The organism is Nostoc sp. PCC 9305 (genome assembly GCF_963920915.1).
GTDB lineage: Bacteria > Cyanobacteriota > Cyanobacteriia > Cyanobacteriales > Nostocaceae > Nostoc.
In genome coordinates this window covers 1-12,583 of the sequence record NZ_CAWUDN010000041.1, presented here as the reverse complement: position 1 = coordinate 12,583, position 12,583 = coordinate 1, and the positions used below count along the sequence as shown (strand labels likewise).

The 12,583-nt window shown below is 41.9% G+C and carries 12 protein-coding genes; 9 read left to right on the top strand and 3 right to left on the bottom strand.

Features of this window, described 5'->3' with window-relative positions; translation table 11 throughout:
• Positions 1 to 167: 167 nt before the first annotated feature.
• Complete coding sequence (locus ACM0OX_RS16955; RefSeq protein WP_414516279.1) at positions 168 to 1,457, top strand: Glu/Leu/Phe/Val family dehydrogenase; 1,290 nt, start codon at positions 168 to 170, stop codon at positions 1,455 to 1,457.
• 207 nt (positions 1,458 to 1,664) lie between these two features.
• On the opposite strand, the gene ACM0OX_RS16950 is transcribed toward ACM0OX_RS16955, so the two are convergent.
• Together ACM0OX_RS16950 and ACM0OX_RS16945 are read right to left on the bottom strand one after the other, a co-directional pair.
• Positions 1,665 to 2,786 carry a Gfo/Idh/MocA family oxidoreductase gene (locus tag ACM0OX_RS16950; protein ID WP_414516278.1) on the bottom strand — a complete coding sequence of 374 codons (1,122 nt, stop codon included), beginning with the start codon at positions 2,784 to 2,786 and terminating at the stop codon, positions 1,665 to 1,667.
• Between the two features lie 103 nt (positions 2,787 to 2,889).
• The gene (locus ACM0OX_RS16945) at positions 2,890 to 3,369 is read right to left on the bottom strand and encodes a hemerythrin domain-containing protein (protein ID WP_414516277.1); all 480 of its coding nucleotides are present in this window, start codon (positions 3,367 to 3,369) and stop codon (positions 2,890 to 2,892) included.
• 553 nt (positions 3,370 to 3,922) lie between these two features.
• Here ACM0OX_RS16945 and ACM0OX_RS16940 point away from each other — a divergent pair.
• From ACM0OX_RS16940 to minE, 8 genes are all read left to right on the top strand, one after another.
• Positions 3,923 to 4,057 (top strand): hypothetical protein, encoded by a 135-nt coding sequence (locus ACM0OX_RS16940; protein ID WP_414516276.1) that lies wholly within the window; start codon positions 3,923 to 3,925, stop codon positions 4,055 to 4,057.
• Positions 4,058 to 4,097: 40 nt separating this feature from the next.
• Positions 4,098 to 4,322 carry a hypothetical protein gene (locus ACM0OX_RS16935; RefSeq protein ID WP_414516275.1) on the top strand — a complete coding sequence of 75 codons (225 nt, stop codon included), beginning with the start codon at positions 4,098 to 4,100 and terminating at the stop codon, positions 4,320 to 4,322.
• A 128-nt stretch (positions 4,323 to 4,450) separates the two neighbouring features.
• Positions 4,451 to 4,945: a DUF29 domain-containing protein gene (locus tag ACM0OX_RS16930; protein ID WP_414516274.1), complete on the top strand. Its 495-nt coding sequence runs from the start codon at positions 4,451 to 4,453 to the stop codon at positions 4,943 to 4,945.
• 40 nt (positions 4,946 to 4,985) lie between these two features.
• Positions 4,986 to 5,648: a hypothetical protein gene (locus ACM0OX_RS16925; RefSeq protein WP_414516273.1), complete on the top strand. Its 663-nt coding sequence runs from the start codon at positions 4,986 to 4,988 to the stop codon at positions 5,646 to 5,648.
• Positions 5,649 to 5,807: 159 nt separating this feature from the next.
• Positions 5,808 to 7,130, top strand: coding sequence for a four-carbon acid sugar kinase family protein (locus tag ACM0OX_RS16920; protein WP_414516272.1), 1,323 nt, complete (start codon positions 5,808 to 5,810; stop codon positions 7,128 to 7,130).
• A 231-nt stretch (positions 7,131 to 7,361) separates the two neighbouring features.
• Positions 7,362 to 8,402: a septum site-determining protein MinC gene (minC, locus tag ACM0OX_RS16915; RefSeq protein WP_414516271.1), complete on the top strand. Its 1,041-nt coding sequence runs from the start codon at positions 7,362 to 7,364 to the stop codon at positions 8,400 to 8,402.
• A gap of 172 nt (positions 8,403 to 8,574) precedes the next feature.
• Positions 8,575 to 9,381 (top strand): septum site-determining protein MinD, encoded by an 807-nt coding sequence (gene minD, locus ACM0OX_RS16910; RefSeq protein ID WP_012410009.1) that lies wholly within the window; start codon positions 8,575 to 8,577, stop codon positions 9,379 to 9,381.
• Between the two features lie 36 nt (positions 9,382 to 9,417).
• The gene (minE, locus tag ACM0OX_RS16905; RefSeq protein WP_094350996.1) at positions 9,418 to 9,714 is read left to right on the top strand and encodes a cell division topological specificity factor MinE; all 297 of its coding nucleotides are present in this window, start codon (positions 9,418 to 9,420) and stop codon (positions 9,712 to 9,714) included.
• A 435-nt stretch (positions 9,715 to 10,149) separates the two neighbouring features.
• Here the strand turns inward: minE and ACM0OX_RS16900 are convergent, their stop codons facing one another.
• A complete protein-coding gene (locus tag ACM0OX_RS16900; protein WP_414516270.1) occupies positions 10,150 to 11,484 on the bottom strand; it encodes a hypothetical protein in 1,335 nt (444 codons plus the stop codon).
• Positions 11,485 to 12,583: the final 1,099 nt, after the last annotated feature.

The following is a 12,583-nucleotide window of genomic DNA, read 5'->3' as shown; positions in this document are numbered from 1 at the left end:
CTGCGCATCTTTAGGAAAGGTGATTTTTGAATAATTTTCATATATCAGAATATAAAATATAAAACTGTAACAAAAACTACAAAAAACTTGTTTTCCTAAAAAAAAAGGATAAGCTTAGGTACAGATGAGATCCGGTTCGCAAAGATACCGTGATTAGGAGAAAATTTATGATTTCAAAATCCTCGTTGCTGTCAGAACCTGCTTCTCCAGCGCATATATGCCCCTTTGACCAAGCTTGTAGTTACTTAGAAGCGGCAGCTAAAGAATTAAATTTAAATCAGGGTTTGCTAGAAATTCTCAGCCACCCGCGTAAGGTTGTCACGGTTTCCATTCCCGTGAAACTAGATGATGGGGAAATACAAGTTCTCGCTGGACACCGGGTACAGCACTCTGATGTCTTAGGCCCTTACAAGGGTGGAATTCGTTTCCATCCGGCTGTGACATTGCGCGAAGTATCCGCTCTAGCAATGTTGATGACCTGGAAATGTGCCTTGTTAGGTATTCCTTACGGTGGTGGCAAGGGTGGCATTGCTATAGATCCCAAACGCTACAGTGTTGGCGAATTAGAGCGAATCAGCCGCCGTTATATCAGCGAGTTGATTAAGGATATTGGGCCTTCCGTAGATATTCCAGCGCCAGATATGGGTACTTCTGCGCGTGAAATGGCTTGGATGATGGACACCTACTCTGTGAATGTCGGTCATGCTGTACCGGGAGTTGTAACTGGGAAACCCCTTTCTATTGGTGGTTCTCTGGGACGGGAAATGGCAACCGGACGTGGCACGATGATTATTGTCCGTGAGGCGTTAGCAGATCGAGGTCAATCCTTGGTAGGAGTGCGAGTAGCGATTCAGGGTTTCGGTAACGTCGGCTGTGCCGCAGCGGAATTACTATATGAAGCAGGTGCGAAAATTATCGCTGTTTCAACTGGTGCTGGGGGAATATTCTCTGAAGTTGGTCTTGATATTCCCAAGTTAAAAGTCTACGCCGCTGAAAATCGTAAGAGTATTGCGGGTTTCCCACAATCTGTACCAATTAGCAATGCAGATTTATTAACTTTACCCTGCGATGTCTTAATACCAGCGGCTTTGGAGAACCAAATCACTGAAGAAAATGTGAATCAGGTACAGGCGCAGATTGTTGCAGAGGCAGCTAACGGCCCGGTTACTCTTGAGGCTAACTTGGCGTTAGAGGCGCGGGGTGTGACAGTGCTACCGGACATCTTGGCGAATGCTGGCGGTGTAGTAGTCAGTTATTTAGAGTGGGTGCAGGGTCTTTCTTACGTATTTTGGGATGAGGAGCGCGTCAACCGCGAAATGGAGCATTTGATGGTACAAGCGTACCGTAAGGTGATTCATCAATCGGAGGTGCGCCAAATTTCTTTGAGGTTAGCAGCTTACACGCTGGGGGTAGGTAGAGTGGCTCAAGCGTTGACTGACAGAGGTCTTTATCCTTAATTTGTTTTGTTGTTCATGAGGCAGAATAGATCGTTGTCGGCAGTAATTTTACTTGAACCGCCAGCGATCTATTTGCCTTTTTTTATTGAGCGATCGCTATAACATGACTAGTACACGATGGCGCAAGTCTCACCACCTTTGGCCAGTTATTTAGAGCAACTTGTCTTACCAAGCTGAATTATTTGGTCAAAAATATTTAAAGCTACCTTACGACTCGCCAGAAGGTGCAGCAGCGTGGATCAAGTCTGGCTTCTCGTCATTAGGAGGATGCTCAATAGTTTGATCTGATGTGGGACGTTGATGGCGATTGCGAGTTTGGATCTGCACAGGTTGACCAGTTTCAATTGACTGGTAAAGCGCTTGAATGATACTAACATCAATCAATCCTTCCGTCCCAGATGGTTCTGGGTCTTTATCTTGCAGAATACAATCAGAGAAGTAGGTAAATTCAGCCGCTAGTTGATCGTGACCCTCAAAGGTACGCTCTTGAGTTTCACCATTAATTGTTAAATAATGCTTGATTTCTCCCTGCCAAGGATATGCAGGTTCTACACGTAAATCGCCTTGAGTCCCTACAATCTGATAGGTTGAAACACTTGCCCCTCCAAAGCTACAGGTAAATGTTGCCAATCGCTCATTCGGGAAACGTAATATAACGCTAGCCATTTCTTCCACTTCGCTGAAGCGTTGTTCTCCGTTATTGGCAGCTACAGCAAATACTTCAATTGGTTCATCTTGAAAGAGGTAACGTGCAGCATTAATGCAGTAGATGCCAATATCGTAGAGCGTGCCACCACCTGTAACATCTCGTAAACGAATATTGCCTTCTTCTACTTCCTGGGTAAAAACCGAATTGAAAATCCGTGGTTCACCAATTTGCTTTGAGCGCAAAATTTCGACTGCTTGTAAATTAGCTTCTTCTAAATGTAAGCGATAGGCAATCATCAGCTTCACATTATTGTCATTGGCAGCTTGAATCATTATTTCACACTCTTCTTCTGTAACTGCCATTGGCTTTTCACATAATACATGAATTGCCTGATTAGCAGCCCGCACAGTGTAATCACAATGCAAGTGATTAGGTAGCGCAATATAAACTGCATCAACCTCGCCACTTGCCAAACAGTCCTCATACTCTTCGTAAGAATAAGTATGGTTGATACCGTACTTTTTGCTTAGTTCTTCGCTTTTTGTAGGGTCATCTGAAACCAGTGCGACTAATTCCGAGTTTTCAGCGTGAACAAAGGAAGGTAAGGCAGCTTGTTGGGCAAACCAACCTAAACCAACAACGGCGTAACGAATTTTGTTCTTACCATTTGTAACAGTCATTTTTCTACTCTTTGATGAAGGAATATTTTGGTAATTTTAATGCCATAATTACGTGTAAAATCTAGAGAACTATTTATGCAAACATTTACAACCAAGTGCATTACTACATTGCTAATGCAGCTTCTACATTTGACACCAACTTAGATTTAGTTTCTTGAAACTCCTGTCCCAATTCAGTTAGTTCTCGATCGCTCATACATTCGCGCACAGCATTAAAAATTTCGCTTTCTTCTTGTTCTACATGATGCTCAAGTGTTTCCTTTAATTCGCTCATTTTTTCTTTAAACTCAGGTTGAGTAGGCTTAAGCGCCTTAATTTCTTCTAAAATAACTGAAATTTCTTCATGTTCTTCTTCAGCTTCTTCAACATATTGTTCAGTTTCTTCGTATTCTCGCAAAGCTGGATAGAAGATTAATTCTTCAGTTCTTGCATGTAAGATCAATTCTATATAGATTTGATTGAATTGCTCAACCAACTTTGCACCCTTAACTTTTTCTGCTTCTGCAAAAAGTTTCTCAACTTGGCGATGCTCTGCTTCAATTAATGAAAGAATGTCTGTTGATTTAGCTTTAGTTTTAGCCATTTTTACCTCAGTAATAATCGATTTATCAGACTGATATTTGGAGGTTAATGAATGGGAACTCGTATATTCTCAATGACTTGGGAAATGAAAACCTCATTCTTTGAGTAAGCTTTAATTTAGACTTAAGGAATATTTTCGGTATTGCACCTTGACTGAAATTCATAACCTCAGCATGATGGATGCCGAGTATTTACCATTAATAGCCCAAGGCTACAACCCAAACCTCGAACACCAGTTGAAGATTCCCACACTGTAGACTACTAAATTGCTCTTGCACCTTAGCTAGACTTTCTCGATTTTTGTTGAAACACCAAAGCTGACGCTGAGAGATGATTCGTAAAGAAAATCTTAAGGATACTCAACTCGTTACTAAGTCTGAGTTTCAGCAAATAAGTGCTTTATTAACTTAAATTCCTAAAACCCTTACAAGACAAGTACTTTACTTAAGTTACAAATTAGCTCTGAAACCTTTAGTTATATAGGTCTTGAACACAACTAAGTTCTGCTTGTATTTGATGTTACAACAGAAATGACACTTATTTACTTAGTATTTATGACAACTAACCTTCAGGAACAGGGATTATTGCTTCTGCGTCAAGCGCTTGATAACTCCACAGCCGATTTTCGCCCTGGACAGTGGGAAGCTATTGAAGAGTTACTCCAGCAAAACCGCGGTTTCTTGGGTTGAACCAGTACAAACTGTAGAAAAAAGACCTCAAGAGACTGTTTTGGATATTTACCCACAAGATATTTATCAAGCTGTTTTACCTATCATCTTGAATCATTTACAGCAACCAAAAGATGCAAAATCTTTGGCGGAATGTTTGAATGTTAGACTATCTCAAATGCAGGATTGGTTAAATAAGGCTGTGAATGAAGGTACAGTGAGAAAAATTAATAGACCAGTCACTTATGTAGTCAATCAGCCAACAACTCAACTCTCTTTATTATGATGGTGTAACAGGGAGTATTTTTATTTTTGTGAGAAATTGGAGGCAATTCTGAATATTTACAATCTGAAGCATAATTGGTGTAGAAAATACACTGTATTTAATACAAATTATCGGAGTCTAACAAGTGTATGGCGATCGAAATACAACCAATAACTCAGACTTTATACGACCAAGATTATTACCTTTGGCTCAGGACAACCATCAACCAACTTCGCACTAGTCAGTTTTCATCTGTGGATTTAGATAACTTAATTGAAGAGTTGGAAGATATGGGCAGGGGCCAGAAGCGAACGGTGAAAAGTTTGTTAATTCGACTTTTTGAACATCTGCTTAAGCTCACATACTGGAATGTGGAACGGGAGCGAAATGAAGGGCATTGGAAAGGTGAAATCAGGACATTCCGTAGAGAGATTAAGGATGAACTTAAAGATAGTCCTAGTCTTAAGCCTTACATCTTAGAAATATTTGATGAATGTTATCAAAACGCAAGGAAAGAAGCAAGCGATCGCTCTCAACTTGCCATTGACATATTTCCTGCTATACCCATTGGCTCTTTAGAACAAATCTTAGATGAAAACTGGTTTCCTGAATATAACCACAATCATCACGGTAAACCCGATTAAAATGAATACGCAACTTGGGTTTCCATAGGAGTATGCAGACGTGCAGCCGGACTTAATAGGCTTGGAAATTAGTAAGGGGGAACTGAGACGTTTGACTGGGTTCGATCCAGAAGACGTTTTTCGGCCCTCGGTTTTGCGAGATGGCAAAAAGCGATTAGGGTTTTTGATCGGTGAAATGCTGGTGACGCTGGCGCTAACGCCAATAATTGTGGGCTTTGTTTATGCGTTTATTATTCTGCCAACAATTGGTTCTTCAGTTCGACTAGGAATTCTTTTACTAATTTTAGTGCCAATGCCGATATTAGTGGGACGATGGCTATGGCGACAATTAACCTGTCCTGAAGGACTGACAATACTTTTAGACGAAGTTGATAAATATCACGATCTGGTTGCTGCTATAGATATTAATGACCAATTAGCAGCATCAGGAAACGTAGAAAGCAGTATCCATGACCGAGATAAAGTAACCTCCGCCTTGCAACTGATTCGAGAAGATTTAGTCCGCGCTCTGAAAACGGAACGAATTTTGCGAGATAATAAAAAATTGCTTGCAAATAATCAAGAGCTATTTGTTAATAATTTACCCAGCCTGCGAGCTTTACAAGTTAGTAGTCAAGCAGGCGAATATGCTCAATTGCTAAATCAATCATTGCAAATTGCGATCGATGTGCAAGCAGAAATCAGAAAATTGCAGAAAGGCTAAGAGAATGTTTGTAAAAGTGGTTACACGAGAATTTACCTGCCTCGACAGGTTAGAAAACCCTTGATTTTGAATTAGTTCACGGAGGTGGACTTTACTCATGTAGTAGTGACTTCTAGTCGCCCAACACTTTCCCAGAAAACAATCGCCCCGTTGACTTAAATGAGCAACAAACCCAAAATAATTGTCCTGGATGATGACCCTACAGGTTCTCAAACAGTCCACAGCTGCTTGCTGCTAATGCACTGGGATGTGGAAACTTTACGCCGTGGGTTGCAGGATGATTCACCGATTTTCTTTGTGCTGACTAATACTAGAGCGCTAACGCCAGAGTCAGCTGCATTTGTCATCAAAGAAGTTTGCCATAACCTCAAAATCGCTTTGAAGGCTGAAGGAATCGACGATTTTCTAATTGTCAGCCGTTCTGATTCTACTTTGCGGGGACATTATCCCATTGAAACAGATGCGATCACACAAGAACTTGGCCCCTTTGATGCTCATTTTCTCGTACCAGCATTTTTTGAGGGGGGACGCATCACCCTCGACAGCGTGCATTACTTAATTATTGACGGTGTAACCACCCCAGTACATGAAACCGAATTTGCCCGTGATTCCGTCTTCAGCTACCATCACAGTTACTTACCCAAGTACGTCGAAGAAAAGACTCAAGGACGAATTAGTGCCGAAGTTGTAGAAAGGTTTCTCCTGGCCGATATTCGCGCTGGTAGTTTGGAACGATTGTTACAATTTAATGGTAATCAGTGCGCTGTTGTAGATGGTGAAACTCAAGCCGATCTCAACCGCTTTGCAGTAGATATATTAGCAGCTGCAAGTCAAGGCAAACGCTTTCTGTTTCGCAGTGCAGCAAGTATTTTAACGGCTTTAGCTGCTTTACCACCCCAACCCATTGCTGCTGAAAACATGGCGCAGTACGTGCGCCAAGGCAAACCAGGTGCGGTGATTGTTGGTTCTCATGTGAAAAAGACTACCCAGCAATTAGAGGCGCTGTTGCAAGTAGAAGGAACTGTGGGCATCGAAGTGAATGTGGCGCGATTACTTGATGATGCAAATCAATCTGCGACATTACTAACTGAAATCCAAGAAAGTACACGGGCGGCACACAAAGCTGGCAAAACACCAGTGGTTTATACTAGCCGTCAGGAACTAAATTTTCAAGATGTCAAGACACGATTGGAGTTTGGGGAAAAAGTTTCAAGTTTATTAATGGATATTGTGCGCGGTTTACCATCTGATATAGGATTCTTAATCAGCAAGGGTGGCATTACTTCAAACGATGTCTTGAGTACTGGACTAGCTTTAACTTCAGCCCGTTTACTCGGTCAAATTTTAGCTGGTTGTTCAATGGTGTTAACGTCATCCGATCATCCCCAATTTCCTGATTTGCCTGTGGTGCTGTTTCCAGGTAATGTCGGCGATGCTGATGCCTTGGGGACAGTTTATCAGAGGTTGACGATGCCAATTTGAGATTTTAGACTTTCCTGCGGAACGCTACGCGTAGCTTGCAACTCCTGCGGGGTACGGCTACGCTCAGTCGAACGATTTTAGATTAAAGAGTCTTTTGGTTAATGTCGGACTAATATCCCGCTACGCCAACACCCCTTGTGAGTGACACAAATCCAAAATCCCAGTTGCGCTGTCAGCGCACCAAAGGTGCGACCCAAAATTGAAAATCTGTTGTCTTTTGGCTAGTACTGCATGACTTCTGATTCTGCGATTCCCAATCTAAAGTCAAATTCTGCACTTCCTAATGCAGAATCAAACTCTATCCTTTCTGAGGTAGAGGTAAATCCTACTGTTTCTGATGTAGAGTCAGATTCTATCCTCCCGGATGCTGAGTTAAAATCTGTTCTCCTTTATCTAAAATCAAATACTGTTCTTGGAGATGTAGAGTCAAATCCTGCTGACCCAGATGTAGAGGCAAATCCTGATGCCGGATCGGATTTTATCCTGACTGACTTAAATCCTGATGAGTTAGCATTACCAGGGCATCGTGTAAATGACAATAGTCAAGTCCAGTTAAAAAGTAAGGAGGGACGACTGTTATTAATTTTGCCCTCAGAATCTCAAGTATCTGCCTCAGAACTTACTTGGTCTGATATTTGGCAACAAATTAGGCAACGCCTGAGTGCAGGCGATCGCTTCCGGGTATCTAATACACCTGTGCATTTAATGGCACAAGACCGTTTGGTAGATACCAGACAACTCCAAGAACTCGCCGAGGCTTTGAGTGAAGTGCAACTGCGACTGATATCTGTTTCGACGAGTCGGCGGCAAACTGCGATCGCTGCTGTAACTTCAGGGTATTCTGTAGAACAATTACAGCCCGTAACTTCCCTGAGTACCGAGCCGACAGCTACAGCGATCCCCCAAGAAGATGCCCTCTATTTAGAAATGACAGTCCGCTCTGGAGTAGAAATTCGTCATCCTGGGACAGTAATTCTCTTGGGAGATTTAAATCCAGGTGGTATTGTAATTGCAGATGGAGATATTATTATCTGGGGTCGTCTGCGTGGAATCGCTCATGCTGGGGCTGGAGGCAATAGTGAGTGTCTGATTATGGCCTTGCAAATGGAACCAACCCAACTGCGGATTGCAGATGCTGTAGCTAGAGCACCAGAAAAACCGCCAATGCAGTTTTCTCCAGAGGTGGCACATATTACGCCCCAAGGAATTCGTATCGCTAGGGCGACTGATTTTTCCAGAAACCAATTCACCAAGAGCAATCAAGAACCATAAATATTTACTTAAAGAATGAAGTATATAAGTAAAGATGAAATAAAACAAATATTCATGCCTCACCCTCATCAGGGAGAACAGATATTTCTTCATACTTGATACGATACTTCATACTTTATACTGCAATTTACTGTTTTATATTTCCTGAACCCTCATTGACCGCATTTCTATCATGACTCGCATTATTGTGATTACCTCCGGTAAAGGAGGAGTGGGTAAAACCACAGTTTCAGCAAATTTGGGTATGGCTTTAGCCAAAATGGGGCGTCAAGTTGCTTTGGTTGATGCGGATTTTGGTCTGAGAAATTTGGATTTGCTCTTAGGGCTGGAAAACCGCATCGTTTATACTGCGGTAGAAGTTTTAGCCAGAGAGTGTCGATTAGAACAAGCCTTGGTGAAAGATAAACGCCAACCCAATCTCGTACTCCTGCCGGCAGCCCAAAATCGCTCTAAAGATGCAGTCACACCCGAACAGATGAAGTTATTGGTGAATGCACTAGCACAAAAATATCAGTATGTGATTATTGATAGCCCTGCCGGGATTGAAAATGGGTTTAAAAATGCGATCGGCCCGGCCAAAGAAGCGCTAGTTGTCAGCACACCAGAAATTTCCTCAGTTCGCGATGCCGATCGGGTAGTAGGGTTACTAGAAGCACAAGGTATCAAGCGTGTTCATTTAATAATTAACCGCATCAGACCCGCAATGGTGCAGGCAAATGATATGATGTCAGTGCAAGATGTTCAGGAACTTCTCGCCATTCCCCTGATCGGGGTAATCCCTGACGACGAGCGTGTTATTGTATCTACCAATCGCGGCGAACCCTTAGTGTTAGCAGAAAATCCCTCTTTAGCTGCCACAGCCTTTGAGAACATTGCTCGTAGATTAGAAGGGGAAAGTGTCGAATTTCTGGAGATCGACTCGTCCCAAGACAGCATCTTCGCCCGCCTACGAAGGTTGTTGTGGACAAAGATTGTTTAACTTACCTTTCCAGTCTCCGCCCCAGACCTATTCGTAATGATTGAACTTCTAGAAAAACTTTTTTTTCGCGGCCCTGATAGCAGTCGAACTCAAGTTAAACGTCGCCTGCAATTGGTGATTGCTCACGATCGCGCTGACTTAGATCCTCAAACGTTGGAAAAAATGCGGAAGGAAATCCTAGATGTAGTCTGTCGCTATGTAGAAATTGAGACAGAGGGCTTGGAGTTCTCCTTAGAAAGCAACCAACGTACCACAGCTTTAATCGCCAACTTGCCCATCCGCCGGGTGAAGGGTGCTATACCTGAGTGGGAAAGAGGTGATAAGCCTCTCTAGCTTTAATTTTAAGTATTTCTATTTATGATGTAGTTAAATTGTTCGTTCGTAGTCAGGACTTAAGTCCCCACTACAAACTACTTTTTATAGATGGTTTGGCAGATATTATATTGCTGATTGAAAATAGGACTAGCCCTTTCAAGGTGACTCGTAAAATCTCTGTTTTTCTCTCTGCGCTCTCTGTGTCTCTGCGGTTTAAAAGTAATTTATTTAACCACAGAGACGCAGAGAACACAGAGTTAAGAGATTAAAGAGGAATTTTTTGAGCAAAATTTTCACTCACCTTGAAAGGGCTAGTTCTATAAAATATGAATTTGTCTCACCAAAACAGTAAAAATTCAAGATATCCAACCTCTGTTACTCTCCGAAAACAGGGATAAAAAAATCCCGTTGTCGTCACTGCTGACAACGGGAGTATTTAGGGTTTTTTATAATCTATCGGTAGGCAACTTGTGGGCCTGCCCAAATTTCTGTTACCTTTTTACCAAAAGTAATCGGTCGGTCGTTGTCTGTTGTAGTGATAGTCTTGCCATCATTAGCAACTTGCATTAATGGCCAGTTTTCCTCGCCCAATTCCCCTGCACGGAATAACACGCGATCTGGTTGGCTTTTACTCCAGCCTAACAATACGGCAATTTTCTCATGTTCTTCCTCACTCACAGGAGCAACTGTGTTAGCGTGATTTTTTTGCCGATCCCAAATCACTGCACTATCTGTAGAATCACCCGTGTTAAATATACCATCAAACTTGCGTGCTAAGAAGCGATCGCCTTTTTCTGACCAGCTAACTGGAACTAATACCCCAATCTTTCCACTCGGATCATTTTCTTCTGAAGACTCTCCCTTTACAGCCTTTACCTTTAATAAAGGATCGCTAACTGGAGTCGTTGAAGCCATCACCCACAATTTCTTAGTGTGCATATCCTGGACAAACATCACACTGGTGACACGGCTGTTGTACATTTGGGGTTTTACCTCCAGTTGCACTCGGCTATAAACAGCATATTTACCATCTGGAGAAATCACCGGTACGCTGCGATAGTGACGCACTCCAGAACCACCATTAGCAGCAACAGCTTCTTGAGTTGCTGTAATCCATTTCCAAGGAATCGGATGAGGACTACCGATGGGATCTATTTGTTCTGCTTGGGACTCATTAGCTGTTTCCACAACAGGTATTTCCGTCGTTGTGGTTGATTGAGATTCTCTAATAGCTGGTGCTACTTGAGTTGCTGTCAATGATTCAGTAAAAGACTTTTCTCTAGAGAGATAATTTTCTTGTCCTCTCAAAGACTTGACATTAGCAGCTTTAAGTTTGCGTACTAAATTAAGTTGACTAACAGGAACATCTGTTGATGGTGCGAGTTCAACTGCTGCCAAAGAATCGGGAACAGTTACATCACTTAAATCTAAATCGCTGCTTGAGAGATAATTATCTACTTCAATTGAAGACTCAATTTTATTTTCTGGTAATACTTGCGGTTCCTGAACAGCAGTACTTTGTGTTGGCGCAGAGTCAAATTCTTCTGTTATCGATTCGATTTGATCTGTTTTTAATGTTTCAGCTATCTCAGGTTCCCCAACTACAGCTATTTCCTTTGATACAGAGTCAGATTCTCCAGGCATCGAAGTTAGTTTATGTACTTCGGATCTTACTGGGATCGAGTGAGCCGATGCTCCTAATAATGGTGCAATTAGGATCGCAACGACAACATAATTGAGAAATGGTTGGGTGCGGAACCATCCTGACAGCAAAAGGGGTTTAAGCATTTGTAGACTCTCTAGAGGGGGCAATTGCTATGTAAGAAGCAATACATCAACAGCAATGGGGCAGGTGGTAGTTATATGTATAACAAGAAACTAAAACTAATGACGAAATAATATCTTCAAAGTTTGCAGAGGTTTACAAAAATTAAGTATCATTGTCTACACCTTTTCTTAATTAGGTACGGAATATTTTTTTGCGAAAATATGCGAGTATAGTAAATATGCTGAGAACTCAGTAATTACTACACGATATATAATGTTCCTATACCCAAACACACCAAAAATAAGTCTTGGTTAAGGAATATTTAGGATATAGTTTGGGGAATGACGCTGGCGAACAAGAGTTAGATAACTAGGCTATCGGGGATCGTACTAGCGATCGCTAGTACACAGCAAATAAGCTAGGTTACACACTAAATATAACAGCGCAAACCCTCATGATGGTAAACGTGAGGCGTTAATTAAAAACCTGGGAAAGCGGACGCATAATACATCATACTCAGAATATATTGCTATCAGCAACCCAAAGTTATAAATTGCTATCTAAACTACAGAAGTAGTTAGAAGACGCAATAGTTTTTCGGAAATTTAACTACATTTAAAGTTAATTTCGGGCAGACAATCGGGAACACAACAAAATTCACTCGGTAGATGCTCTAGCGACTCGCAAAGAAAAACCACTAAGTGATTAGTTTCACTAGAGGCAAATGCGGCTGATACTAGCTGTTACGCTTGTCAACTTAACCCGGCAAGTTAATCAAGCAGCCTTTGGTTTCATGAATACGAAAATATTGTACCACCAAACAGCCAATATTATTTACAGCCAACAACTGTATTTTGCAACTACGTCCCGAATACGGGAACCTGCTAGATGCTGGCTTAGTGAATTCTGTTTCAACATGCAACTTAAATGTTGTCAGTTATGAGGGGCGCACTTACGATTAACTAATAGCCCTCTTGCACAAATGCAAAATTCGCCCTCATCCCCCAACCCCTTCTCCCAATTTTGGGAGAAGGGGAGCCAAATTCAAAGTCCCTCTCCCAAGCTGGCTACGGTGTACACACATCTTTGTATAAAACCAAAATCGTTGAAGATCCCCCT